This is a genomic window from Rhodococcus aetherivorans, assembly GCF_011058165.1.
Classification (GTDB): Bacteria; Actinomycetota; Actinomycetes; order Mycobacteriales; family Mycobacteriaceae; genus Rhodococcus; species Rhodococcus aetherivorans.
Window position 1 is genome coordinate 1 of sequence record NZ_JAALEG010000067.1, and the last position, 23,722, is coordinate 23,722.

Below are 23,722 nucleotides of genomic sequence, written 5' to 3' on the forward strand. Positions count from 1 at the left end.
ACATCCGTAATCCCGGTGAACGGGAGTTCGGGGTGATTCCGGGGGCGGTGCCGATCCCGTTGGCGCAGCTGCGGACCCGGCTCGGGCAGGTGCCGACCGGCAAGCCGATCGTGGTGCACTGCGCCGGCGGGTGGCGTTCGAGTGTGGCCGCGTCGCTGCTGCGGGCGCAGGGCTTCGACAACGTCTCGGACCTGCTCGGCGGTTACAACGCCTGGGCCGAGGCCCACGTCCCCGCCTGATCCCGCACCCGAGGAGAACGAAAGGAACCCCCGATGGCAACGACGAATCTCACCCTCGCGGACTTCGAGTCCACGATCACCGACAACGACATCGTCCTGGTCGACTTCTGGGCCTCGTGGTGCGGTCCGTGCCGGGCGTTCGCCCCCGTGTTCGACAAGTCCTCGGCCGCGCACCCGGACGTCGTGCACGCCAAGGTCGACACCGAGGCCGAGCAGCAGCTCGCCGCCATGGCCGACATCCGCTCGATCCCCACGATCATGGCGTTCCGCGAGGGCGTGCTGGTCTACGCCCAGCCCGGCGCCCTGCCGGCGGCCGCCCTCGAAGACCTCATCGGGCAGATCAAGGCCCTGAACATGGCCGAGGTCCACGCCCAGGTCGCCGAACACAAGGCCGCCGCCGGCGCCTGACCCGCCACCCCCGTTACCCGTCCCGAGGAGGACCCCTATGTGTTACCCCGTCACCTGCCCGAACTGCGGAAAGACCGGCTGGGGCGGCTGCGGCCAGCACGTCGACGCCGTCATGCGCTCCGTGCCCGCACCCGACCGCTGCGCGTGCGGCCAGGACACCGCCGCGGGGGCGCAGGCACGCACCCTCGGCGCGCTCTTCCGACGCTGACCGCACCTCGAGGAGACTGCGCCTCCACCGCACTCTCCGCCGCGGCAACACCCCGCCCTGCTCGAGCAGGGCGGGGTGTTCGCGTAGCAGGCCGAGGGCCAATTACCCTTCCGCGGTCGGCCGACCGGTGAAAAACTCGTAAACGCCCACTCGAGAAGGGACGGCCACGGTGAACAGAGCGATGGGGCCGGTGGACACCATCTGGCTCAACATGGACCGACCCGAGAACCTCATGATCATCGACTCGCTGATGTTCTTCGAGGGCCCCGTCGACTGGTCGCGCGTGGTGTCCCTCGTGCAGCGACGATTCGTCGACACCTACCCGTCGTTCCGGCAGCGGCCGGTGCAACCGCGCACGCATGTCGGGTCGCCGCATTGGGAGGACGACCCGGAGTTCGACCTCGACGACCACCTGATCCGGACGACCCTGCCCCGCAGCGACGACGCGACGCTGCAGCGGTACATCGAACGGCGGATGCCGGTGCCGTTCGATCGTCGCCGCCCGCTGTGGGAGATGCACCTCATCGACGGATACCGGCACGGAGCCGTGATCTACACCCGGCTCCACCACTGCATCGGTGACGGCATCGCCCTCAACCAGGTGATGCTCTCGATGACGGGGGAGACCCCGGACAGCGACCTCGACGACGCCCCGACCGCCGTGCCCGAGCACCATGCCGGTCTCCTCGAGGGGGCCGCCAAGTTCGCGGGGGCCGCGGTGTCGAACACCGCCAGTGCGGCGTCCGGCGCTGCGCACATGCTGCTCGACCTGCCCAAGCTGCTCGATCCGCATGTCCTCGGCGACGCCTTCACCCAGGCCGAACGCACCGGCGAGATCGCGAACAAGCTCGTGCTCGGCCCCAAGCCGCACACTCCGCTCAGTGGCGAACCAGGAACGGCCAAACGGGCGGTATGGTGTGAGCCCTTTCCGCTCGACGACATCAAGCACATCGGTCACCGGACCGGCACCACCGTCAACGACGTGCTCATGGGAGCCGTCGCCGGGGCGCTCGCGACGTACATCCGCGAGCACGGCGGCGAGCCGCAGGACGTGCCCACGATGGTGCCGGTCAACGTTCGCCCCCTCGACAAGCCCCTGCCGAAGGAACTCGGGAATCAGTTCGCTCTGGTGCTCTTCAAGTACCCGTCGGCACTGGAGACCCCGCTCGAACGCATCGTCGAGACCCACCGGCGGATGGAGGTCATCAAGCACTCTCCCGAGGTGACGCTCACGTTCGGCCTGATCAAGGCGATCGGACGGACCGGTCCGGAGCTGGAACGGTTCTTCGTGGACTTCTTCTCCGGCAAGGCGATCGGGGTGACCACCAATGTTCCCGGTCCCACGAGCGACCGGTACATGGCGGGGGCGAAGATCCGCGGTGTGCTCGCCTGGGTGCCGGGCGCCGGCGATCAGACCCTCGGCGTCTCGATCTTCAGCTACAGCGGCAAGGTCCGGGTGGGGTTCAAGGCGGACGCGGACCGGGTGCCCGATCCCGAGAATCTCGTCCGCGCCTTCACCGAGGAGATCGACGGGCTGCTCCGCCTCTCGCACGCCGTGTGACGGCGACGTGAATCCGCCGATTCGGTGTCCGTTCCGGGTGAGGATGTCTACGGTCGGCTCATGAGCGAGCACGGGCACTACCAGGAAGTCCTGAACGCACTGAATCCGCAGCACCGGGCGCTGCGCGCGGCGATTCCCGAGGTGTATCAGGGTTTCAATGCCCTCAGCAAGGCCGCCTTCGCCCCCGGGGCCCTGGATACCAGGACCAAGGAACTGATCGCGCTCGCGATCGGCGTCGTCGACGAATGCGACGGCTGCATCGCCTCCCATGCGCGCAGCGCCGTCCGGGCCGGGGCGAGCAGGCAGGAGGCCGCCGAGGCGATCGGGGTCGCATTTCTGATGCAGGGCGGCCCGGCGACGATCTACGGGTCGCGGGCTTACACCGCGTTCTGCGAATTCGCCGACGCGGAGGAACAGCGGGACCGGTGACGGTCCGGTGGAGGGGATGACGGGAATCGAACCCGCGTAGCCAGTTTGGAAGACTGGGGCTCTACCATTGAGCTACATCCCCATGCATGCGATCGACCCGGGATCGCCGGGTCTGCCGCGTGCAGGAACAGACTGTACCGAACCTCGCTTTGGATTTCATAATCGGGGGGCCGTAGGATTCTCCCTCGGGTCCCCGGAAGGTTCCGGGTGCCGGTGTTGACGGGATGTGGCGCAGCTTGGTAGCGCATCCGCTTTGGGAGCGGAGGGTCGCAGGTTCAAATCCTGTCATCCCGACCAGGAAGAACCGGGTGGACGACCGAGCACCCGGTGACAGCTTGATCGAACGACCAACGAGCACGACAGAAGGAGCATGTCCGTGAAGAGCACCGTCGAGCAGCTCAGCCCGACGCGAGTCCGTATCAACGTTGAGGTGCCCTTCGAGGAGCTCCAGCCTGATTTCGACCGCGCGTTCAAGGCCCTCGCCAGCCAGATCCGCCTTCCCGGCTTCCGGCCCGGCAAGGCCCCGCGCAAGCTGCTCGAGGCCCGCGTCGGACGTGGCGCCGTGCTCGAGCAGGTCGTCAACGACGCCATCCCGGCCCGCTACAGCGAGGCCGTGACCGCCAACGAGGTCAAGGTCATCGGCCAGCCCGAGGTCGACATCACCAAGCTCGAGGACAACGTCGAGCTCGTCTTCACCGCCGAGGTCGACGTCCGGCCGGAGATCACCCTCCCCGACTTCTCCGCCATCGCGGTCACCGTCGATCCCGTCGAGGTCACCGACGAGGCGGTCGAGGAGCAGCTGCTGTCGCTGCGTCAGCGCTTCGGCACCCTCACCGGTGTCGAGCGGCCGGTGCAGGACGGCGACTTCGTGTCCATCGACCTGTCCGCCACCGTCGGCGGCGAGGAGGTCCCCGAGGCCTCCACCACCGGTCTGTCCCACGAGGTCGGTTCGGGCCAGCTCATCGACGGCCTCGACGAGGCGCTCGTCGGCCTGTCCGCGGGCGAGTCGAAGGAGTTCACCACCACGCTCGTCGCCGGTGAGCACGCCGGCGAGGAGGCCGTGGTAACCGTCACGGTGAACAGCGTCAAGGAGCGCGAGCTGCCCGCCGAGGACGACGAATTCGCGCAGCTCGCGAGCGAGTTCGACACCCTCGAGGAGCTCAAGTCCGACCTGCGCGAGCGGGTCTCCCGCGTCAAGAAGGTCGAGCAGGCCGGTCAGATCCGCGACAAGGTTCTCGACGCCCTGCTCGAGGCCGTGGAGGTGCCGCTGCCCGAGGCCGTCGTCCAGGCCGAGATCGACGGCGCCCTGCACGATGCCATCCACGCGCTCGACCACGACGAGACCAAGCTCAACCAGCTCCTCGAGGAGCAGGGCTCGAGCCGCGAGGAATTCGACAACGACACCCGCGAGTCGGCCGAGCGCGCCGTGAAGGTGCAGCTGCTGCTCGACGCGATCGCCGAGGCCGAGGGCACCACCGTCGAGCAGGAGGAGCTCACCGAGCGCATCTTCTTCCAGGCGCAGCGCTACGGCATCCCGCCGGAGCAGTTCATCCAGCAGATCGGCCAGGCGAACCAGCTCGGCGCCGTCTACGCGGACGTCCGGCGCGGCAAGGCCCTCGGCAACGTCGTGGACCGGGCCACGGTCACCGACACCAGTGGCGCCACGATCGACACCTCCGAGCTGTTCGGCACGAAGGGCGACGCCGAGTCCGAGGACGCCCAGGCTCCGGCCGGCGAGGGTGACTCCGAGTAGTAGAGCGAGACCCGTTGCCGCGCCGCGCGATTGCATGTGCGACCTCGCAACGGTTCTGCGCAGGGAACGCAGAGCGGAAATTTCCGCTTTGAGCGAAGTGGGGCGGCACCGGGCATCCGGTGCCGCCCCACTTCGTTACTGTCAGTGTCAGCAATCCACGATTGACGAGAAGGCAGGTACCGTGACTCCTCAGAATCCGGCGACATCCATCGGTCCCACGATGACCTCGGCCACCGCTGGGCTCAACCTCAGCGACTCGGTCTACGAGCGGCTGCTGCGCGAGCGGATCATCTTCCTCGGTACCCAGGTCGACGACGACATCGCGAACAAGCTCTGCGCGCAGATCCTGCTGCTGTCCGCGGAGGACCCGACGCGCGACATCTCCCTCTACATCAACTCCCCGGGTGGATCCGTCACCGCCGGCATGGCGATCTACGACACCATGAAGTTCGTCGAGTGCGACGTGGCGACCTTCGCGATGGGCCTGGCCGCCTCCATGGGGCAGTTCCTGCTCTCGGCCGGCACGCGGGGCAAGCGGTACGCCCTGCCGCACGCGCGGATCATGATGCACCAGCCGTCCGCCGGTATCGGCGGCACGGCCAGCGACATCGCGATCATGGCGGAACAGTTCGCGCACACCAAGCGGGAGATGGCGGAACTGATCGCCGAGCACACCGGCCAGACCGTCGAGCAGATCACGAAGGACTCGGACCGCGACCGCTGGTTCACCGCCAAGGAAGCACTCGAGTACGGCTTCGTCGACCATGTCGTCTCGCGGGCGCAGCAGGCCGGCGGCACCGGCAACTAGTTCCGAGCCCTCCGATCCGCTCTACGCCCCACGAATTCCTGGAGAAGCGATGACCAACCTGTTCGATCCGCGCCAGCTCGGCGGCCAAGCTCCGGCTTCCCCCGCGAGCCGCTACATCCTGCCCTCGTTCATCGAGCACTCGAGCTACGGGGTCAAGGAGTCCAACCCGTACAACAAGCTGTTCGAGGAACGCATCATCTTCCTCGGCGTGCAAGTGGACGACGCCTCGGCCAACGACGTCATGGCGCAGCTGCTGGTGCTCGAGTCGCTGGACCCGGACCGCGACATCACGATGTACATCAACTCGCCCGGCGGCTCGTTCACGTCGCTGATGGCGATCTACGACACCATGCAGTACGTGCGTGCCGACATCACGACCGTGTGCCTCGGCCAGGCCGCCTCGGCCGCGGCGGTGCTGCTCGCCGCCGGTACCCCCGGCAAGCGGCTCGCCCTGCCCAATGCGCGCGTGCTCATCCACCAGCCCGCCACCGGCGGCATCCAGGGCCAGGTGTCCGACCTCGAGATCCAGGCCGCGGAGATCGAGCGCATGCGCCGCCTGATGGAGACGACCCTGGCCAAGCACACCGGCAAGGACCCCGAGCAGATCCGCAAGGACACCGACCGCGACAAGATCCTCACCGCCGCGGAGGCCGTCGACTACGGTCTGATCGACAACGTGCTCGAGTACCGCAAGCTCTCGGCTCAGAAGTAACCGCCTCGGCCCGGCCCGGAGCGCGCCTCGCGCGCCTTCGCGGCCGGGCCGGTGTGCTCGAGCGGCATTACCGCCGCCCCGCACAAAATATGGCCCGAATCGCCCGGAACCGGTCGACCGCCGTCGCAGTCTCCGGGTACGGTCGTTCCAAGGGCCCGCTCCCCGGACCGGCGCTGTCGGCGGTCGCGGGATCGGTTGCACGCTTACGAGGAAGTAGGGACCTGACAGATGGCACGTATCGGTGACGGGGGCGACCTGTTGAAATGCTCTTTCTGCGGAAAGAGCCAGAAGCAGGTCAAGAAGCTCATTGCGGGCCCAGGGGTCTACATCTGCGACGAGTGCATCGACCTGTGCAACGAGATCATCGAGGAAGAACTGGCCGAGTCCAACGAGGTCAAGCTCGACGAGTTGCCCAAGCCGGCCGAGATCCGCGAGTTCCTCGACAACTACGTCATCGGGCAGGACTCCGCGAAGCGGACCCTGGCGGTGGCGGTCTACAACCACTACAAGCGGATCCAGGCGGGGGAGAAGGCCCGCGACACCCGGGGTGAGTCGGTCGAGCTGGCCAAGTCGAACATCCTGCTGCTCGGGCCCACCGGCTGCGGGAAGACGTACCTGGCGCAGACGCTGGCGAAGATGCTGAACGTGCCGTTCGCGATCGCCGACGCCACCGCCCTGACCGAGGCCGGCTACGTCGGTGAGGACGTCGAGAACATCCTCCTCAAGCTCATCCAGGCGGCCGACTACGACGTCAAGCGCGCCGAGACCGGGATCATCTACATCGACGAGGTCGACAAGATCGCCCGCAAGAGCGAGAACCCGTCGATCACCCGCGACGTGTCCGGTGAGGGCGTCCAGCAGGCGCTGCTGAAGATCCTCGAGGGCACCCAGGCGTCGGTGCCGCCGCAGGGCGGACGCAAGCATCCGCACCAGGAATTCATCCAGATCGACACCACCAACGTGCTGTTCATCGTCGCCGGTGCGTTCGCCGGGCTCGAGAGGATCGTCTCGGACCGGGTCGGCAAGCGCGGAATCGGCTTCGGCGCCGAGGTGAAGTCCAAGGCCGAGATCGACACCACCGACCACTTCGCCGAGGTCATGCCCGAGGATCTGATCAAGTTCGGTCTCATTCCCGAGTTCATCGGCCGCCTGCCGGTCGTCGCCTCGGTGACGAACCTGGACAAGGATTCGCTGGTGCAGATCCTGTCGGAGCCGAAGAACGCGCTCGTCAAGCAGTACGTCCGGCTCTTCGAGATGGACGGGGTGGAGCTGGAGTTCACCCAGGACGGGCTGGAAGCTGTCGCCGATCAGGCGATCCTGCGTGGTACCGGTGCCCGCGGCCTGCGCGCCATCATGGAAGAGGTCCTGCTGCCGGTGATGTACGACATCCCGAGCCGCGACGACGTCGCCAAGGTGGTCGTCACCGCCGAAACCGTCAACGACAACGTGCTGCCGACGATCGTGCCGCGCAAACCCGAACGGGAGCGTCGCGACAAGACCGCCTGATCCGACCGCGTGAAAGGCCCCGGCATCCGTGCCGGGGCCTTCGCCGTAGGTGGGGTGCTTCCGCCGGAGCCTGCGACGCCGCGGTGGCCGCGACGCCACAGTGCCCGCGACGCCACAGTGGCCGCGACGCCGCAGTGGCCGAATGTCACATCACGTCACTCGAAGCGACGTGATGTGACATTCGGCCACGTAAGCGGAGGTCAGATGCGGTTGCCGAGTTCGCGCAGCGGGGTGCGGAAGGTTTCCTTCGCCGACAGGGCGGACACGGCGCACACCAGGCAGGCGCCGGACGTCAGGAGGGCGACGGGCAGCCAGTTCGTCGGATCGCCGCCCATGAGCGCGGTGCCGATGGCGGGGGCGAAGCCGGCGATGGCGAAGCCGAGCTGGGTGCCGATCGCCATGCCGGAGTAGCGGACCTTGGTGTTGAACATCTCGGCGTAGAACGCCGGCCAGATCGCGTTGGGCGCGGCGTAGAGCAGGCCCATCAGGGCGATGCCGGCGGCGAAGATCAGCGCGACGTTGCCCGTGGAGATGGCCTGGAAGTACACGAAGATGAACACCGCCGAGCCGAGGACGCCGGTGACGAAGACGGGCTTACGGCCGACGCGATCCGACAAGGCGGCGAGGGCGGGCTGGCTGAACAAGGCGACGGCGTTGGCGGCGATCGCGACCCCCAGCATCGTCGACTTGGCGATGCCCACCTCGGCGCTGGTCGCGAACGCCAGGCCGAACACGGAGAAGATGGTGCTCACCACGGCGACGAAGGCGCAGAAGATCACCCGGGTCAGGTTGGCCGGATGGGTGCGCAGCAGGTCGGCGACCGGCAGCTTGGCGACCTCGTGGGACTTCTTGGTCTCCGCGAACTCCTCGGGCTCCTCGAGCTTGAGCCGCATGACGTACGCGGCGGCCAGCACGAACAGGCTGCCCCAGAACGGTACGCGCCAGCCCCAGCTGTAGAGGATGTCGTCGGGCATGGCCGCGACGGGCAGGAACACCAGGCTGGCGAGGATGAAGCCGGCCTGGGTGCCGTTGAGCGTCCAGCTCGCGAAGAATGCTCGACGGTTCTGCGGGGCGTGCTCGAGAGTCAGCGAGCTGGCGCCGGACTGCTCGCCGGCGGCGGAGATGCCCTGGAAGATTCGCATCAACACGAGCAGCGCGGGAGCGAGTACGCCGATCGACTCGGCGCTGGGGATCAGGCCGATGCCGAAGGTGGCGACGCCCATGAGGATGAGCGTGAACAGCATGACGTTCTTGCGTCCGACCCGGTCACCGAAGTGGCCGAGCACCACGGCGCCGAGCGGCCGCGCGACGTAGGCGACACCGAAGGTCGACAGGGACAGCAGCGCCGCGTGGCCGCTGTCGGGGAAGAACACGGTCGGGAAGATCAGGGCGGCGGCGGATGCGTAGATGTAGAAGTCGTAGTACTCGAGCATGCTGCCGAGGAAGGCCGACGACGCTGCGCGCTTGACCTTGGTGGTGTCGTGCGGGCGGGTTTCGGTCGTCATACCGGAATTCTCCGGCGTGTCGAGGGTGTGCGCGGTCATCGCGTCTCCTGTGCGGAAAAGGGGAGGGGATGTTCGAGATACGAACCCAGGTTCGTACTGCGTTGTCTCGAATGTAGGCGCCATCACACGGTGAACGCAAGATGTATGAACTAGATAGTTCATAAAATTTCGGAACGCGTCCCCGTGCGCATTCCCCCGAGGTCCCTCAGTCGGGCAGGGTCGTCAGGAACGCGACGAGGAGGTCGCCCAGCATCCTCCGATGCCTGGTCCGCAGCTCGTCCGCGGCGAGGTTCTGGTCGAACAGGGCCTGCCAGGTGTACCGGTTGGCGGTGCGGAAGACGCAGAAACTGCTGATCACCAGGTGGACGTCGAGGGCGTCGACGTCGTCGCGGAAGAGGCCGTCGGCCCGGCCGCGTTCGAGGATGCCGGTGAGCACGTCGACGGCGGGGGCACCCAGGCCGGCGAGATGGGGAGACTGCCGGATGTGCTCGCCCCGGAGCATGTTCTCGTTGGCGACGATGCGGATGAAGTCGGGATGCTGGTCGTGGTGGTCGAACGTGGCCTCGGCCAGCACGCGGATGGCGTCGACGGGGCCGAGGTCTTCGAGGTCCAGCTCGCGCTCCTGGGCGCGGATCGTCCCGTAGGAACTCTCGAGGACGGCCCGGTAGAGGCCCTCCTTGTCGCCGAAGTAGTAATAGATCATCCGCTTGGTGGTCTGCGTGCGCTCGGCGATCTCGTCGACCCGGGCTCCTGACAGTCCCTTGTCCGCGAACTCCGCGGTGGCCACCTCGAGGATGTTCTCCCTGGTGAGGTCGCTGTTGCGGCGTCGTCGGCCGGTCGTCTGCTCGGGTGCCATGGCGCCACCCTATCGACCGGGGTCTTGTCTCCGTGCCGCCCGTGGCCGTACGCTATGGCTTGTAACTCACTAGTTCGTACATTGTGACGTGAAAGGCCCGCCATGACCGACTCGATTCTCTGCGGCCTCATCGGAACCGGCATCGGTGCCTCGCTGACACCCCCGATGCACGAGGAGGAGGGCGCGCGGCAGGGTCTGCGCTACGTCTACAAGATCATCGACCTCGACGAGCTGGGCCTCTCGGTCGCCGACCTGCCGCGGCTGCTGCGCACCGCGCGCGAGCTGGGCTTCCGGGGCCTGAACATCACCCATCCCTGCAAGCAGGCCGTCCTCGACCATCTCGACGACCTGTCGCCCGAGGCGAGCCGCCTCGGCGCCGTCAACACCGTGCTGTTCGACGGCGGGCGCGCGATCGGTCACAACACCGACTGGTCGGGCTTCGGCCGCAACTTCGACCGCGGACTCCCCGGCGTCGCGCTCGACGCGGTCGTCCAGCTCGGAGCCGGTGGGGCCGGGGCGGCGGTCGCGTACGCCGCGCTCACCCGCGGGGTGCGCGCGTTCACCGTCGTCGATCCCGACCTCGCGCGCGCCACCGCGCTGCGCGACACGCTCACCGTGCTGTTCCCGGACGTTGCCGTCTCGTCCGCGACGCCGGCCGAGCTGCCGCGGCTGCTGGCCGCCGCGGACGGCCTGATCCACGCGACGCCCGTCGGCATGGCCGCACATCCCGGAACGGCCTTCGACCCGGCACTGCTGCGCCCCGACCTGTGGGTCGCCGAGGTCGTCTACCGGCCCATCGAGACCGAACTCGTCCTGCGTGCCCGCGCACTCGGCGCCCCGACCCTCACCGGCGCGGGCATGGCCGTCTTCCAGGCCGTCGACGCATTCCGCATCTTCACCGGGGTGGAGCCCGACGCCGACCGCATGCTTGCCCACATGACGGCCCTGATCGAGGCGGAGCGGGTGCCGGCCTGATCTGTCCGTGGGGACGACGGCGCCGCCTCACCGCGGTCGGGACGACGGCGCCGAATCACCGCCCGGCACGCGCAACATCGCGCAGGCGAGCTCGACGATCTCCGACTCGAAGGTGGACAGGTCGGTCGCGTCCCCGGCCTCGTGGGCGCGCTCCCACGAGGCGAACGAGCCGATGACGAAGCGCACCGTCAGCCCCACGCGCCGACGGGCGTCGGCTTCGGGGAGGTCGAGACACTGCGCTATCGTCTCCAGGAGGGAGGCGAGGACGGTGAGCGACTCGTCGGACGGGTAGTAGTCGGCCTGGACGGCCCCCGGCTGGGGGACCGCCAGGAACACCAGGGGGGCGGTGGCGAGCCACTGCTCGTTGAAGCGAGCCCAGTAGCTGGGCCTTCCGCGGGCGATCTCGGTGACGAGCGGATGGACGTAGGCATAGACGAGCCGTTCGAGTGCCGGGGAGCCGTCGAGGTGGGCTGCGTCCGTCAGTGCCGCCCGCTGGGCGTTGACGTGCGGCGCGTGCCGGCTCCAGACCGCGTCGAGCAGTCCGTGCCACGAGCCGAAGTGATAGGCGATCGCCGAATTGTTGCGCTGACCGGCGGCTGTGACCACCTCGCGCGCCGAGACGCCGTGGATGCCGCGACGGGCGACGAGTTCCTCCGCGGCATCCAGCAGAGCGAGACGACCTGTTGACACTGCCATGCGTCCACTGTACTAAGAAGTTCGACTTTCCAATTAATAAGAACTTCTTAACGGAGGATTCCATGGGTCATCTCTCCTCCCGGAGCGTCCTCGTGGCGCTCGCGGTCACCTCGGTGCTGGCCGCCACGGCCTGCGCGGATTCCGAACCGGCCCCCGCTGCCGAGCGTTCCCCCGGCTCGCTGATCAGCACCCGGCCGCTGACGAGCGCGGCGGCGCTGCCCAGCGCGGCGCGCACGGAACTGATCACCTACCTCTCGGAGGACGCCACGGGACGCCCGATCCTCGTGTCGGGCACCGTCGCGATCCCGCGCGGCGACGCCCCCGGCGGAGGATGGCCGGTGATCAGCTGGGCGCACGGCACGACGGGTGTCGGAGATGCCTGCGCGCCCTCGGCCGACACGGTCGGCGGACCCGCCCACAGCTACCTCTCGCGGACCACCGCGATGCTCGATCGGTGGGTCGCCGACGGCTACGCCGTGGTCCAGACCGACTACGAGGGCCTCGGAACGCCGGGCGGACATCCCTACATGAACGGCGACAGCGCCGCGAACACGGTCGTCGACATCGTGCGTGCCGCACGCGAGGCCGAGCCCGGCATCGGAAACCGGTGGACGGTGATGGGGCACAGCCAGGGCGGGCATGCGGCCCTGTTCACCGCCGCCCAGGGCGCGGAGCGCGCTCCCGAACTGGAACTGCAGGGCGCGGTCGCGTTCGCGCCGGGAAGCCGGACGAGCGAGACCGCCGCCTACTTCGCAACCGGGGGCCCGGGGATCGCGCAGGCCCTGACCTTCCTGCCCGTCCTGTTGCTCGGCGCCGAGGCCGCTGACCCCGAGGTGTCCGCCGACGCGATGCTCACGGACGCGTCCCGTCCGCTGCTCGCGGCGGCGCGCACCGGGTGCATGGACGACGTGCGCAAGGTGGCCGCGACCGTTCCCGTGGACCAGGTGTTCGCGCCCGGTGCGGACGTCGGGCGCCTGACCGAGTACTTTGCCACGCAGGAACTCGAGCAGCTCGCCCTCTCGGTGCCGACCCTCGTCGTGCAGGGCACCGCGGACGTGCTCGTGGCCCGGCAGGTCACCGACGAGGTGACGAAGACCCTGTGCGGCAACGGTTCCCCCCTTGCCTACCGGGTCTACGACGGTGCCGACCACCGCGGCGTGCTCGAGGCCTCCCACGACGACGTGCGGGCCTTCGTCGACGGGGTCAGCTCGGGCGACGCGCCCGAACAGGACTGCAGCTGAGCCGTTCCCGGGCCCCGGGTCATACGACGGATCCGGTGTAGACGTTCATCGAGTCGCCGCGGAGGAAACCCACCAGGGTGAGGCCGGACTCCGCGGCGAGATCGACCGCCAGCGACGAGGGGGCCGACACCGCTCCGAGCGCCGGGACGCCGGCCATCACGGCCTTCTGCACCAGCTCGAAGGAGGCCCGCCCGCTGACGACGAGGACGGTGTCCGGCAACGGGACCCGGTTCTCGGTCAGTGCCCAGCCGAGTACCTTGTCGACCGCGTTGTGCCGGCCCACGTCCTCCCGCAACGCCAGCAGGGTGCCGTCGGGGGTGAACAGCGCTGCGGCGTGCAAGCCCCCCGTGCTCTGGAAAACCTTCTGCCGCTGCCGCATTCGTGGTGGCATCGAGGCCAGCGCGCGGGCGGAGACCACGAAGCCGTCGGTCAGCGGGAACCGGGTGCGCCCGCGGATCCGGTCGAGGGACTCCTTCCCGCACACCCCGCACGCGGAGCTGGTGAGGAAGTTGCGGGCGCCCGCACCGTCGGGAACGGAGATCCCCGGCGCGAGGTGGACGTCGAGCACGTTGTAGGTGTTGGCGCCGCTGTCGTCGACGCCGTCGCAGTAGCGCACCACGGAGACGTCCTCGCGGCCGCCGACGATCCCCTCGGCGAGCAGGAATCCGTGGGCGAGTTCCACGTCGTGGCCCGGGGTGCGCATCGTGACCGTCAGGGCGCGGCCGTTGAGGCGGATCTCCAGCGGTTCCTCCACCGCGAGGCTGTCCGGTCGGCGTGCCTGCCCGTCCGCGGTGATCCGCAGGACGGGCCGGCGCGCGGTGACCCGCCCCATCAGTCGGCCCCGGCCCGCTCGAGTCGGACGACGATCGCCTTGGAGACCGGGGTGTTCGACTTCGTCGCGACGTGGTCGAGGGGGATCAGCGGATTGGTCTCCGGGTAGTAGGCGGCCGCGTTGCCGCGCGGGGTGCTGTACGCGATGATCCGGAAGTCGCGGACGCGACGCTCCTGCACCGCGCCGTCGGCGGGCCACTCGGACACGATGTCGACGAGGTCGCCGTCGGCGAATCCGAGTTCGGCGATGTCGTCCGTGTGGACGAACACGACCTTGCGGCCGTTCTTCACGCCGCGGTAGCGGTCGTCGAGCCCGTAGATGGTGGTGTTGTACTGATCGTGGCTGCGCAGCGTCTGCAGCACGAGCCGGCCCGGGGGAGTGGGCACCCACACCAGGTCGTTGACGCTGAAATTGGCCTTGCCGGTGTGCGTGCGGAATTCGCGGTTGTCGCGGGGCGGGTGCGGCAACTGGAACCCGTCGCGCCGGCGGACCTTGGTGTTGTAGTCCTCGCAGCCGGGCACGACCCGCCCGATCGAGTCGCGGATCAGGTCGTAGTTGCCCTCGAACGCCGACCAGCGGACCGGATGGTCGGGGCCGAACAGCTCGCGGGCGAGCCGGCAGACGATCGCGACCTCGCTGTGCAGCTGGTCGCCGACCGGCTGCAACCGGCCCCGTGACAGGTGCACCATGGACATCGAATCCTCCACGGAAACAAGCTGTTTGCCGCTCTCCTGGATGTCGAGGTCGGTGCGTCCGAGGGTGGGCAGGATCAGCGCTGTGCGCCCGTGCACGAGATGGCTGCGGTTGAGCTTGGTCGAGATCTGCACGGTCAGCTCGCAGCGGCGCAACGCCTCCTCGGTGGCGTGGGTGTCCGGGGTCGCGGCGACGAAGTTGCCGCCCATCGCCATGAAGAAGCTCGCCCGGCCGTCGCGCATCGCGCGGATCGCCTCGACGGTGTCGTACCCGTGCCTGCGCGGGCTCGTGATCCCGAACTCGAGGTCCAGCGCGGCGAGGAAGGACTCGGGCATCTTCTCCCAGATGCCCATCGTCCGGTCACCCTGCACGTTCGAATGCCCCCGCACCGGGCAGACCCCGGCCCCGGGCTTGCCGATCATCCCGCGCAGCAGCAGCAGGTTGACCGCCTCGGCGATGGTGGCGACGGCATGGGTGTGCTGAGTCAGGCCCATCGCCCAGCACGCCACGGTGCGTTGGGAGGTGGCCAGGTCCCGGGCGGTGGACCGCAGCTGCGCCTCGCTCAGCCCGGTGGCCTCGAGGACGGTGCCGAGGTCGACCGCGCGGACGTGCCGCTCGTAGTCGTCGAAGCCGGCGCAGTGGGCCTCGACGAAGGCCCGGTCGATCACGGTGCCGGGCGCGGCGTCCTCCGCCTCGAACAGCAGCCTGCCGAGCCCCTGGAACAGCGCCATGTCGCCACCGAGGCGGATCTGCAGGAACTCGTCGGCGATGTCCGTGCCGTGGCCGAGCACGCCGTCGACGCGCTGCGGGTCCTTGAACCGGAGCAGCCCCGCCTCGGGGAGCGGGTTGATCGCGATGATCTTGGCCCCGTTCTCCTTGGCCTTCACCAGGGTGGAGAGCATGCGCGGATGGTTGGTGCCCGGGTTCTGACCGGCGACGAGGATGAGGTCCGCGTGCTCGAGGTCCGGCACCGACACCGAGCCCTTGCCGATTCCGATGGTCTCGACGAGTGCGCTGCCGGAGGACTCGTGGCACATGTTGGAGCAGTCCGGCATGTTGTTGGTGCCGTAGCTGCGGATCAGCAGCTGGTAGAGGAACGCGGCCTCGTTGCTGGTGCGGCCCGACGTGTAGAAGACGGCGTGGTCCGGGGTGGGGAGCGCACGCAGGTGGTCGGCGATCAGCCGGTACGCGTCGTCCCAGTCGACGGGGGTGTAGTGGGTCGCGCCGGGGCGGAGGACCATCGGATGGGTCAGGCGGCCCTGCTGCCCGAGCCAGTAGCCGGTCTTCTCCGACAGTTCCGCGACGGAGTGACGGGCGAAGAACTCGGGCGTGACCGTCCGCAGGGTGGCTTCCTCGGCGACGGCCTTGGCGCCGTTCTCGCAGAACTCCGCGGGCTTGCGGTGGCCGGGCGTCTCGGGCCAGGCGCACCCCGGGCAGTCGAAACCGTGCCGCTGGTTGAGCCGCGGCAGCGTGGCCGCCGTGCGGGCCACGCCCATCTGCTCGTAGGCGCGTTTCAGCGACACCAGGACCGCCGGGACACCGGCGGCGTGGTCCTTGGGTCCGGTGACCTCGAGGTCGGATTCCACGATGTCGTGCAGCGGACCGTGTCGAGTCATGTGTCCATCCTCACCCGCGAGCGATGCGCATACCAGTTCGAACGCTACCGGTCGCCCCCGAGCGAGCGCTCGGCGGTGGGCAGTGCCGGGGGCGAGCCGCCGTTACACGAAGTTCACCGGCGGCTCCCACGCAGATTACACACTGGGTTCACTCTCAGATGACGGTGATTAACAACATAAGACAGTCACCGCGACACGTACGAGGGGCGATCCCTCGGGACTGAACAAGGTGGACACCTATGGAAGAGGCAATCGCTGCCGCCGACACCGCCTGGATTCTCGCGGCCTTCACGGCGGTCTCGCTGATGGTTCCCGGGCTGGCGCTGTTCTACGGCGGCATGGTGAGCGTCCGCAGCACGCTCAACATGATCATGATGACGTTCGCGGGCTTCGCGCTCGTCGGAGTTCTGTGGGTCCTGTTCGGCTACTCGGCGGTGCTCGGAAACTCGCTCGGCGGTGCCGGACTGCTCGGCAACCCCCTCGAGTATCTCGGGCTCGGCCAGCTGCTCGAGGCGCCGGCCGAACCGGGACTCCCGCCGGCGCTGATAGCCGGATTCCAGCTCTTGTTCGCGGGCATCACGGTCGCCCTCGTGTGCGGCGCCCTTGCCGACCGCATGAAGTTCTCGGCCTGGATGGTGTTCGCCGGGCTGTGGGCTGTGCTGGTGTACTTCCCCGTCGCGCACTGGGTCTTCGCGTTCGATTCCGAGGACGGGTCCGTCGTCGGCGGCTGGATCGCCAACACCCTCGGTGCGGTCGACTTCGCCGGCGGCACCGCCGTGCACATCAACGCCGGCATCGCGGCCCTCGCGGTCATCATCGTCCTGGGCAAGCGGCGCTCGTTCCTGAATCCGCCCCGCCCGCACAGCCTTCCGCTGACCGTTCTCGGTGCCGGCATCCTGTTCTTCGGCTGGTTCGGGTTCAACGGCGGTTCCGCGCTCGCCGCGGACAACAACGCCTCGGTCGTCGTGCTCAACACCATCGCCGCGTCGTGCGCCGGCATCTGTGGCTGGCTGATCGTCGAGAAGCTGCGGGAGGGTCACGCCACGACCCTCGGCGCCGCGTCCGGCCTCATCGCCGCGCTCGTCGCGATCACCCCGGCCTGCGGTGCCGTCTCGCCGCTCGGCGCACTGGTCGTCGGTGCCCTGGCCGGTGCGCTGTGCTGCTTCGCGATCTCGCTGAAGTTCCGCCTGGGCTACGACGACGCTCTCGACGTCGTCGGCATCCACCTCGTCGGCGGTGTTCTCGGCACGCTGCTCATCGGTTTACTGGCGGTGCCGGAGGCTCCCAGCGGCGCGGCCGGGCTGTTCTACGGCGGCGGAATCGGCCTGCTCGGCACCCAGACCGTCGCGGTGCTCGCGGTGCTGGCCTACTCCTTCGTCGTCACCTGGATCATCGCCAAGGGTCTCGACCTGGTGATGGGCCTGCGCGTCGATCCGGAGGCCGAGTACGAGGGTCTCGACGTCGTCGTGCACGGCGAGACCGCCTACGTGCTCGACGCGGTGGGCTTCACCGGCACGTCCCGTACGGAGGCGGCGTCGGTCGCGGAGGCGGCGACGGCACTCACGTCCAAGGCGGCAGCCGAGAAGCTCTGACCGAGGACCGACAACGGGTGAGGCCCCCGCTACGGCGGGGGCCTCGTTCGTCGTCGAGCGGGAGATTCTCGCGACGAGGGGGCGGTTACCGCTGCCTGCACCCGCGATGCACCGCGGCGGTGTCCCTCTCGACGCGGAAACCCCCCCGCTCGTGGTGGAGAGCGGGATCAGTCCTGGTGTTTGTCCGGGTACGCGGTGACCGCGAGGAACCGGATGGGCAGGGTGACGAGCTCGTTCGGCCCGTGGATGCCCTCGCCGTCGAGCAGCAGGGCGTCGCCGGGTTGGAGCCGGTACTCGGATTCGCCGTGCCCGTAGACCATCTCGCCCTCGAGCATGTAGAGCAGCTCGGTCCCCGGATGCTGGAACAGCGGGAAGACCTCGCTCGCGTCGGTGAGCGTCACCAGCACGGGCTCGAGCCGCTTGTGCTGGCCCCGCAGCGTGCCGAGCAACTCGTAGTGGTGTCCGACGCGGGTGCCGCGGCCGACGATCTCCGCGCCCTGGCCGGCCTTGACGAACACCGCCTCGCGCTGCGCGTCGGCGCCGCGGAACAGCGACGTCACCGGTACGTCGAGACCTGCGGCCAGGCGGGCGAGGGTCGAGAGGCTGCACGACGTCTGGGCGTTCTCGATCTTCGACAGCATCGCCTTGGAGATGCCCACCTTCGCGGCCATGTCGCCCACGGAGAGCCCGCTGGCGATCCGCAACTTGCGGACCTCCTGTGCGATGGCGCGTTCCAGGTCCACCCCGGTCGGGGTGTCCCGCGGGACCTCCCGGCCCGGCGCGTCGTGCAGTACGGGGCGCTCGGGGCTGCTCATGTCCTCACTGTACGTGCTGTTTCCCGACAGTGGACGATCGTGCGAGGGGCAGGCACACGGAACGAGCGAATGTGCCTTACCGTCGGACAGGCCGACAGTAAGGCACATTCGCTCGGTGGAAGGCGGGCAGCGGCTCAGAAGCCCTGGCCGGGCACCCAGTTGGTGCCGGCCAGTGGCACCCGCGCCATGGCGGCCGACTCGATGGTCAGGGCCACGAGGTCCTGCGGCTCGAGGTTGCGCAGGTGCGACTTGCCGCAGGCGCGTGCGATGGTCTGGGCCTCCATGGTGAGCACGCGCAGGTAGTTCGCGAGGCGGCGGCCGCCCTCGACCGGATCGAACCGGGCCTGCAGGTCCGGATCCTGCGTGGTGATGCCGGCGGGGTCCTTGCCGTCCTGGAAGTCGTCGTAGAACCCGGCGGCCGAGCCGAGCTTCTCGTACTCCGCCTGGTACCGGGGGTTGTTGTCGCCCAACGCGATCAGCGCCGCGGTGCCGATGGCGACGGCGTCCGCGCCGAGGGCCATGGCCTTGGCGACGTCGGCGCCGGACCGGATGCCGCCGGAGACGACGAGCTGCACGCCACCGGGGGTGCGGTGCATTCCCATCTCCTGCAGCGCCTGCACGGCCTGGGGGATCGCGGCGAGGGTGGGAATGCCGACGTGCTCGATGAACACGTCCTGCGTGGCGGCCGTGCCACCCTGCATGCCGTCGACCACGACGACGTCGGCACCGGCCTTCACGGCGAGCTTGACGTCGTAGTAGGTGCGGGTTGCGCCGACCTTGACGTAGATCGGCTTCTCCCACCCGGTGATCTCGCGCAGTTCGATGATCTTGACGGCGAGGTCGTCCGGGCCGGTCCAGTCGGGGTGCCGGCACGCGCTGCGCTGGTCGATACCGACGGGCAGGGTGCGCATTCCGGCGACGCGCTCGGTGATCTTCTGCCCGAGCAGCATGCCGCCGCCGCCGGGCTTGGCGCCCTGGCCGAGGACGACCTCGATCGCGTCGGCCTTGCGCAGGTCGTCGGGGTTCATCCCGTAGCGCGACGGCAGGTACTGGTAGACGAGGTGCTTGGACTGACCGCGTTCCTCCGGCGTCATGCCGCCGTCGCCGGTGGTGGTGGACGTGCCGACCTCGCTGGCGCCGCGCCCGAGAGCCTCCTTCGCCCGCCCGGACAGCGCCCCGAAGCTCATGCCGGCGATGGTGACCGGGATGTCGAGGTGCAGCGGGTACTTCGCGTGCCGGTCGCCGAGGACCACGTCGGTCTCGCACTTCTCGCGGTAACCCTCGAGCGGGTACCGCGACATCGACGCGCCGAGGAACAGCAGGTCGTCGAAGTGCGGAAGCTTGCGCTTGGCGCCCCATCCGCGGATGTCGTAGATGCCGGTCTCGGCGGCACGCTGGATCTCGTGGATGACGTTGCGGTCGAAGGTGGCCGACTCACGAAGTCCGGGCTGGAAGGTCATGGGAGTCTCCTGGGATGCGGTGCGGGCGGTGCGATCAGTACGCCGAGGCGTTGTCGACGTGGAAGTGGTAGAGCCCGCGGGCGGAGCCGTAGCGGGTGAACTCGGCGGGGTCGGCGTCGAAGCCGGCCGCCCGGAGGAGTTCGCGCAGTTCCTCGAGGTGCTCGGGCCGCATCTCCTTCTTGACGCAGTCCGCACCGAGGGAGGCGACGGTGCCGCGGACGTAGATGCGCGCCTCGTACAACGAATCTCCGAGGGCCTCGCCGGCGTCGCCGAGGACGACGAGCCGTCCGGCCTGTCCCATGAAGGCGCTCATGTGGCCGATGCTGCCGCCGACGACGATGTCGACGCCCTTCATGGAGATGCCGCAGCGGGCGGCGGCATTGCCCTCGATCACCAGCAGCCCGCCGTGGGCCGTGGCGCCGGCGGACTGGGAGGCGTTCCCGGTGACGCGCACGGTGCCCGACATCATGTTCTCGGCGACCCCGACCCCGGCGTTGCCCGCGACGGTGACGGTCGCATGCTTGTTCATCCCGGCGGCGTAGTAGCCGACGTGGCCTTCGATGCGCACGTCGATCGGCCGGTCGAGCCCGCACGCGAGGGCGTGCTTGCCCTGGGGATTGGTCACGGTCACCGCGGCCGGGGCCTCGGTGGCCTGCAGTGCGGCGTTCAGTTCGCGCGTGGTGGTGACGTCCAGGTCGTACGTCGCCGTGGCGGGGAGCGTGTCGGTGGGCAGTGTGTCGGTGCGCAGCGTCTCGGTGGTCATGGGCGTCTCCGGCGTCGAAGAGATGGGGGAAGCGTCGGTGCTGGTCAGCGGTGCCATACGTAGACCCGCTCCGGCTCGGGCTCGAAGATGTGAGCGTCCGCGATGCCGGGCAGGCCGGCGAGGGCCCGGAACTCGGAGGCCATCGCGACGTACGCGTCGGTCTCGGCGACGATCGCCGGCTTGCAGGCGATCGGGTCGCGTACGACGGCGAACGAGTCGGACGTCGACACGAGGAGGGTGTAGAACCCGTCGAAGCGCTCCCCGAGCAGACGCAGGGCCTTCTCCAGGTCGGCGCCCTCGGCGAGGTGCTTGGCGACGAACCGTGCCCCGACCTCGGTGTCGTTCTCGCTGTCGAATGCCACACCCTCGGCCTCGAGTTCGCGCTTGACCGACAGGTGGTTGGAGAACGAGCCGTTGTGCACCAGGCACTGGTCCGGGCCGACGGCGAACGGGTGCGAGCCGGCGGCGGTGACGGCCGATTCGGTGGCCATGCGGGTGTGGCCGACGCCCTGCCAGCCGGAGGCGGCCGGGATCCCGAAGCGCTCGGCCAGCGCCACCGGATCGCCCATGCCCTTGAGGACGGTCACGTCGTCGCCGAAGCCGATGATCGTTGCACCGGGGTCGACGGCGCGGACGGTGTCGGCGAGCAACTGGGCCGGGACCGGCGCGTGGAGCACGGTGGTGGGGGCCAGGTCGATCGCGGTCACGGTCACGCCGAGTGCGGCACCGGCGGTGGCGGCGACGTCCGGGGCGGCGCCGAGCAGGGACACCGACGCGTGGCCGGCGGGGGAGAAGGTGGGGTCGCCGTAGAGGGCGACTCCGGCCGAATCCGGTCCCCGGTCGACCATCTGGCCGAGCATGCCGGTCAGCAGGCCACCCAGCCGGGGGGCGAGGGAGGCGTCACGCAGGTGAAGCCCGACGATTCCGCACATGGGTCGTCTCTCCTTTACAGGTCGTCGTTCGCGGTGGCCCGTTCGGACCGAACGGGTCAGAAGGCGGTCAGGTAGCTGTCGATCTCCCACGAGGTCACGGTGTTGTGCCAGTGGAAGAACTCCTCCCGCTTGAGGGAGGCGAAGTACTCGGCGACGCCCGGGCCGGCGGCGTCGAGGGCGCCGGTGACGACGGGGTCGGCGGTGAGCGCGTCCATCGCGTGCAGCAGGGTCATCGGCAGCGTCTCCGAGTTCGGGGTGCCGCCGGGTGCGCCGGGATCGAGCTTGCGGTCGATGCCGTCGAGGCCCGCCGCGACGGTCGCGGCGGCAGCGAGGTACGGGTTGGCGGAGCCGTCCCCGCCGCGCAGCTCGACGCGGTTGCCGTCCGGAACGCGGAGGTAGTGGGTGCGGTCGTTGCCGCCGTAGGTGGCGTGCCGCGGCGACCACGTCGCGCCGGAGCTGGTCGCGGTGGCGCCGGTCCGCTTGTAGGAGTTGACGGTCGGGGCGATCACGCCCTGCAGGGCGCAGGCATGGTCGAGGATGCCGGCGATGAACGCGTAGGCGGTCTCGGACAGGCCGAGACCGCGGGGGTCCTCGGCGTCGGGGAAGGCGGAGCCGTCCTCCCGCCACAGCGACAGGTGCATGTGCATGCCCGAGCCGGTGCGGTCGGCGAACGGCTTGGGCATGAAGGTCGCGGTCATGCCGCGCTGCTCGGCGAGCACCGAGATCAGGTAGCGCAGGGTGACGACGCGGTCGGCGGTGGTCATCGCGTCGGCGTACTGGAAGTTCTGCTCGAACTGCCCGTTGCCGTCCTCGTGGTCGTTGGCGTAGTTGCCCCAGCCGAGGGAGTTCATCGCCGCGGAGATCGAGGTCAGGTGCTCGTACATGCGGGTGACGTCACGGGCGTCGTAGCAGGGCTGCCGGGAGGTGTCGAGCACGTCGGCGGTGCGCAGCGTCCCGTCCTCGTCGCGCTGGACGAGGAAGTACTCGATCTCGGCGCCGACCTTGACGGACAGGCCCCGTTCGGCCGCCTTGCCGAGAACCTCCTTCAGGATCACCCGCGGGGCGTAGGGCCAGGGCTTGCCCTCGACGTGGGGATCGCAGTGCACCAGCGCAAGGCCCGGGCGCACGAACGGGATCGGCGTGAAGGAGGTGGGATCCGGGATGGCGACGAGGTCGGGATCCTTGGGGACCTGACCCATGGCTCCGGCGGCGTAGCCCGCGAAGCCGACCCCGTCGGACTGCAGCTCGTCGACCGCCTCGACCGGGACGAGCTTGGCGCAGGGCTTGCCGGCGAGGTTGGTGAACACCGCGAGGATGAAGCGGGTGTCGGTGGCGCGGGCGAGTGCGGCGAGATCGGCGGAGCCGGCGGCATCGGCGGGGGCGTCCGTGGAGGGCAGACGCATCACGGGGAGGTCGGTGGCTTCGAGCGTCATGGGGACTCCTGGGGTTCGGCTGCGAAGTTTCATAAGGTGAATCGCTGTCGAATGCAATGAAACATAGCATGCATGACGGGCGTGTTACGCCGCCGTGAGTTTGTGGTGACGGTCCGGCTCGGCCCGCGCCGCTCGGGGGAGAAACGAATGTTCCTGACGCTGAGAGGATTCGGTTACACGCGTTAACGCGTCGGCAACCGTCGGTGCGTTTCATCTCATTACTGTCTGTTTCACGTCAGCGATCGACGTTCCGTCCTCCCGCCCACGGCCGGTGCAGCCGGCCTCGTTCCTAGGAGCACTCATGGCAGAAACCACCACGGTTCCCGCATTCCGCGTCACCGCCGACTTCTGGAAGACCCTGCCCCAGATGTCCACCGAGGAATTCCCGGGCACCGAGGGCTTCATCGACGACGTCTATCCCAACCCCGAGGGGTCGGAGATGGCCGCGGGCTACTTCAAGCTCGCGCACACCGACGCCCCGCTGGACTATCTGTACGAGTACGACGAGATGAAGGTCGTCCTCGAAGGGGAGTTCCGCCTGGAGAACCTGGATACCGGCCAGGTGGAGATCGCCCGCGCCAAGGACGCGATCTTCTTCCCCAAGGGCTCGCGGATCCGCTTCACCACCCCCCACGGCGCCCTGGCGTTCTACGTCGGCCAGCGCACGTTCGCACCGTAAGGATCCGGCC

Annotated in this window: 23 protein-coding genes and 2 tRNA genes; 14 read left to right on the forward strand and 11 right to left on the reverse strand. The window is 69.0% G+C overall.

All coding sequences use genetic code 11. The annotated features are described in order from the left end of the window. The 5 genes from G6039_RS22050 to G6039_RS22070 all read left to right on the forward strand — a co-directional run. A partial coding sequence (locus G6039_RS22050) for a rhodanese-like domain-containing protein (protein ID WP_164528080.1) occupies positions 1 to 239 on the forward strand: 239 nt, incomplete at its 5' end. Between the two features lie 33 nt (positions 240 to 272). Continuing rightward, entirely contained in the window at positions 273 to 647 is a 375-nt protein-coding gene (gene trxA, locus G6039_RS22055) for a thioredoxin (RefSeq protein WP_043796566.1), read from the forward strand. A gap of 37 nt (positions 648 to 684) precedes the next feature. Continuing rightward, complete coding sequence (locus tag G6039_RS22060) at positions 685 to 855, forward strand: hypothetical protein (RefSeq protein WP_164528111.1); 171 nt, start codon at positions 685 to 687, stop codon at positions 853 to 855. Positions 856 to 1,024: 169 nt separating this feature from the next. Next, positions 1,025 to 2,416 (forward strand): wax ester/triacylglycerol synthase family O-acyltransferase, encoded by a 1,392-nt coding sequence (locus tag G6039_RS22065; protein WP_231771675.1) that lies wholly within the window; start codon positions 1,025 to 1,027, stop codon positions 2,414 to 2,416. 60 nt (positions 2,417 to 2,476) lie between these two features. Beyond that, positions 2,477 to 2,845: a carboxymuconolactone decarboxylase family protein gene (locus G6039_RS22070; RefSeq protein ID WP_029543093.1), complete on the forward strand. Its 369-nt coding sequence runs from the start codon at positions 2,477 to 2,479 to the stop codon at positions 2,843 to 2,845. Between the two features lie 8 nt (positions 2,846 to 2,853). On the opposite strand, the gene G6039_RS22075 is transcribed toward G6039_RS22070, so the two are convergent. Further along, positions 2,854 to 2,927, reverse strand: a tRNA-Gly gene (locus G6039_RS22075). Between the two features lie 138 nt (positions 2,928 to 3,065). On the opposite strand from G6039_RS22075, the gene G6039_RS22080 reads away from it, so the two are divergent. The 5 genes from G6039_RS22080 to clpX all read left to right on the forward strand — a co-directional run bounded on the left by G6039_RS22080 (position 3,066) and on the right by clpX (position 7,624). Continuing rightward, positions 3,066 to 3,142, forward strand: a tRNA-Pro gene (locus tag G6039_RS22080). Between the two features lie 79 nt (positions 3,143 to 3,221). Next, complete coding sequence (tig, locus tag G6039_RS22085; RefSeq protein ID WP_043796606.1) at positions 3,222 to 4,598, forward strand: trigger factor; 1,377 nt, start codon at positions 3,222 to 3,224, stop codon at positions 4,596 to 4,598. A 181-nt stretch (positions 4,599 to 4,779) separates the two neighbouring features. Next, a complete protein-coding gene (locus G6039_RS22090) occupies positions 4,780 to 5,406 on the forward strand; it encodes an ATP-dependent Clp protease proteolytic subunit (protein ID WP_003938127.1) in 627 nt (208 codons plus the stop codon). Between the two features lie 49 nt (positions 5,407 to 5,455). After that, positions 5,456 to 6,118, forward strand: a complete 663-nt coding sequence (locus G6039_RS22095) for an ATP-dependent Clp protease proteolytic subunit (RefSeq protein WP_006937299.1) — start codon at positions 5,456 to 5,458, stop codon at positions 6,116 to 6,118. Positions 6,119 to 6,346: 228 nt separating this feature from the next. Beyond that, complete coding sequence (gene clpX / locus G6039_RS22100) at positions 6,347 to 7,624, forward strand: ATP-dependent Clp protease ATP-binding subunit ClpX (RefSeq protein WP_003938129.1); 1,278 nt, start codon at positions 6,347 to 6,349, stop codon at positions 7,622 to 7,624. 200 nt (positions 7,625 to 7,824) lie between these two features. Here the strand turns inward: clpX and G6039_RS22105 are convergent, their stop codons facing one another. Both G6039_RS22105 and G6039_RS22110 read right to left on the reverse strand, forming a co-directional pair. Further along, positions 7,825 to 9,168, reverse strand: coding sequence for an MFS transporter (locus tag G6039_RS22105; protein WP_029543097.1), 1,344 nt, complete (start codon positions 9,166 to 9,168; stop codon positions 7,825 to 7,827). A 166-nt stretch (positions 9,169 to 9,334) separates the two neighbouring features. Next, positions 9,335 to 9,985 carry a TetR/AcrR family transcriptional regulator gene (locus G6039_RS22110; RefSeq protein WP_029543099.1) on the reverse strand — a complete coding sequence of 217 codons (651 nt, stop codon included), beginning with the start codon at positions 9,983 to 9,985 and terminating at the stop codon, positions 9,335 to 9,337. A 102-nt stretch (positions 9,986 to 10,087) separates the two neighbouring features. Between G6039_RS22110 and G6039_RS22115 the strand changes: the two genes are divergently transcribed. Further along, positions 10,088 to 10,960: a shikimate dehydrogenase gene (locus G6039_RS22115; protein WP_043796574.1), complete on the forward strand. Its 873-nt coding sequence runs from the start codon at positions 10,088 to 10,090 to the stop codon at positions 10,958 to 10,960. 27 nt (positions 10,961 to 10,987) lie between these two features. Here the strand turns inward: G6039_RS22115 and G6039_RS22120 are convergent, their stop codons facing one another. Continuing rightward, on the reverse strand, positions 10,988 to 11,656 hold the full coding sequence (locus G6039_RS22120; RefSeq protein ID WP_029543103.1) for a TetR/AcrR family transcriptional regulator: 669 nt from the start codon (positions 11,654 to 11,656) through the stop codon (positions 10,988 to 10,990). A 62-nt stretch (positions 11,657 to 11,718) separates the two neighbouring features. Between G6039_RS22120 and G6039_RS22125 the strand changes: the two genes are divergently transcribed. Next, a complete protein-coding gene (locus tag G6039_RS22125) occupies positions 11,719 to 12,897 on the forward strand; it encodes an alpha/beta hydrolase family protein (protein ID WP_029543105.1) in 1,179 nt (392 codons plus the stop codon). 19 nt (positions 12,898 to 12,916) lie between these two features. On the opposite strand, the gene fdhD is transcribed toward G6039_RS22125, so the two are convergent. Then, positions 12,917 to 13,729 (reverse strand): formate dehydrogenase accessory sulfurtransferase FdhD, encoded by an 813-nt coding sequence (fdhD, locus tag G6039_RS22130; RefSeq protein WP_029543107.1) that lies wholly within the window; start codon positions 13,727 to 13,729, stop codon positions 12,917 to 12,919. Continuing rightward, positions 13,729 to 16,038: an FdhF/YdeP family oxidoreductase gene (locus tag G6039_RS22135; protein WP_029543109.1), complete on the reverse strand. Its 2,310-nt coding sequence runs from the start codon at positions 16,036 to 16,038 to the stop codon at positions 13,729 to 13,731. The genes fdhD and G6039_RS22135 overlap by 1 nt, the downstream gene beginning before the upstream one ends. A gap of 239 nt (positions 16,039 to 16,277) precedes the next feature. On the opposite strand from G6039_RS22135, the gene G6039_RS22140 reads away from it, so the two are divergent. After that, the gene (locus G6039_RS22140; protein WP_043796576.1) at positions 16,278 to 17,630 is read left to right on the forward strand and encodes an ammonium transporter; all 1,353 of its coding nucleotides are present in this window, start codon (positions 16,278 to 16,280) and stop codon (positions 17,628 to 17,630) included. A 167-nt stretch (positions 17,631 to 17,797) separates the two neighbouring features. On the opposite strand, the gene G6039_RS22145 is transcribed toward G6039_RS22140, so the two are convergent. From G6039_RS22145 to glnT, 5 genes are all read right to left on the reverse strand, one after another. Next, on the reverse strand, positions 17,798 to 18,445 hold the full coding sequence (locus tag G6039_RS22145; RefSeq protein ID WP_029543111.1) for a helix-turn-helix domain-containing protein: 648 nt from the start codon (positions 18,443 to 18,445) through the stop codon (positions 17,798 to 17,800). Positions 18,446 to 18,579: 134 nt separating this feature from the next. Next, the gene (locus G6039_RS22150; protein WP_006937284.1) at positions 18,580 to 19,905 is read right to left on the reverse strand and encodes an FMN-binding glutamate synthase family protein; all 1,326 of its coding nucleotides are present in this window, start codon (positions 19,903 to 19,905) and stop codon (positions 18,580 to 18,582) included. Positions 19,906 to 19,939: 34 nt separating this feature from the next. Then, a complete protein-coding gene (locus G6039_RS22155) occupies positions 19,940 to 20,668 on the reverse strand; it encodes a GltB/FmdC/FwdC-like GXGXG domain-containing protein (protein ID WP_044476012.1) in 729 nt (242 codons plus the stop codon). A gap of 44 nt (positions 20,669 to 20,712) precedes the next feature. Beyond that, complete coding sequence (locus tag G6039_RS22160) at positions 20,713 to 21,600, reverse strand: class II glutamine amidotransferase domain-containing protein (RefSeq protein ID WP_006937281.1); 888 nt, start codon at positions 21,598 to 21,600, stop codon at positions 20,713 to 20,715. A 56-nt stretch (positions 21,601 to 21,656) separates the two neighbouring features. Beyond that, positions 21,657 to 23,033, reverse strand: a complete 1,377-nt coding sequence (glnT, locus tag G6039_RS22165) for a type III glutamate--ammonia ligase (RefSeq protein WP_043796577.1) — start codon at positions 23,031 to 23,033, stop codon at positions 21,657 to 21,659. Between the two features lie 301 nt (positions 23,034 to 23,334). Between glnT and G6039_RS22170 the strand changes: the two genes are divergently transcribed. Further along, on the forward strand, positions 23,335 to 23,712 hold the full coding sequence (locus tag G6039_RS22170; RefSeq protein ID WP_006937276.1) for a cupin domain-containing protein: 378 nt from the start codon (positions 23,335 to 23,337) through the stop codon (positions 23,710 to 23,712). Positions 23,713 to 23,722 lie beyond the last annotated feature (10 nt).

Bases quoted from the DNA above. Each gene is read 5' to 3' on its own strand.
- G6039_RS22105 (WP_029543097.1), bottom strand. From the start codon at position 9,168: ATGACCGCGCACACCCTCGACACGCCGGAGAATTCCGGTATGACGACC.
- G6039_RS22140 (WP_043796576.1), top strand. From the start codon at position 16,278: ATGGAAGAGGCAATCGCTGCCGCCGACACCGCCTGGATTCTCGCGGCC.
- G6039_RS22095 (WP_006937299.1), top strand. From the start codon at position 5,456: ATGACCAACCTGTTCGATCCGCGCCAGCTCGGCGGCCAAGCTCCGGCT.
- G6039_RS22070 (WP_029543093.1), top strand. From the start codon at position 2,477: ATGAGCGAGCACGGGCACTACCAGGAAGTCCTGAACGCACTGAATCCG.
- G6039_RS22170 (WP_006937276.1), top strand. From the start codon at position 23,335: ATGGCAGAAACCACCACGGTTCCCGCATTCCGCGTCACCGCCGACTTC.
- G6039_RS22145 (WP_029543111.1), bottom strand. From the start codon at position 18,445: ATGAGCAGCCCCGAGCGCCCCGTACTGCACGACGCGCCGGGCCGGGAG.
- trxA (WP_043796566.1), top strand. From the start codon at position 273: ATGGCAACGACGAATCTCACCCTCGCGGACTTCGAGTCCACGATCACC.
- G6039_RS22135 (WP_029543109.1), bottom strand. From the start codon at position 16,038: ATGACTCGACACGGTCCGCTGCACGACATCGTGGAATCCGACCTCGAG.
- clpX (WP_003938129.1), top strand. From the start codon at position 6,347: ATGGCACGTATCGGTGACGGGGGCGACCTGTTGAAATGCTCTTTCTGC.
- G6039_RS22115 (WP_043796574.1), top strand. From the start codon at position 10,088: ATGACCGACTCGATTCTCTGCGGCCTCATCGGAACCGGCATCGGTGCC.
- G6039_RS22150 (WP_006937284.1), bottom strand. From the start codon at position 19,905: ATGACCTTCCAGCCCGGACTTCGTGAGTCGGCCACCTTCGACCGCAAC.
- G6039_RS22160 (WP_006937281.1), bottom strand. From the start codon at position 21,600: ATGTGCGGAATCGTCGGGCTTCACCTGCGTGACGCCTCCCTCGCCCCC.
- glnT (WP_043796577.1), bottom strand. From the start codon at position 23,033: ATGACGCTCGAAGCCACCGACCTCCCCGTGATGCGTCTGCCCTCCACG.
- fdhD (WP_029543107.1), bottom strand. From the start codon at position 13,729: ATGGGGCGGGTCACCGCGCGCCGGCCCGTCCTGCGGATCACCGCGGAC.
- G6039_RS22155 (WP_044476012.1), bottom strand. From the start codon at position 20,668: ATGACCACCGAGACGCTGCGCACCGACACACTGCCCACCGACACGCTC.
- G6039_RS22060 (WP_164528111.1), top strand. From the start codon at position 685: ATGTGTTACCCCGTCACCTGCCCGAACTGCGGAAAGACCGGCTGGGGC.
- G6039_RS22120 (WP_029543103.1), bottom strand. From the start codon at position 11,656: ATGGCAGTGTCAACAGGTCGTCTCGCTCTGCTGGATGCCGCGGAGGAA.
- G6039_RS22110 (WP_029543099.1), bottom strand. From the start codon at position 9,985: ATGGCACCCGAGCAGACGACCGGCCGACGACGCCGCAACAGCGACCTC.
- G6039_RS22125 (WP_029543105.1), top strand. From the start codon at position 11,719: ATGGGTCATCTCTCCTCCCGGAGCGTCCTCGTGGCGCTCGCGGTCACC.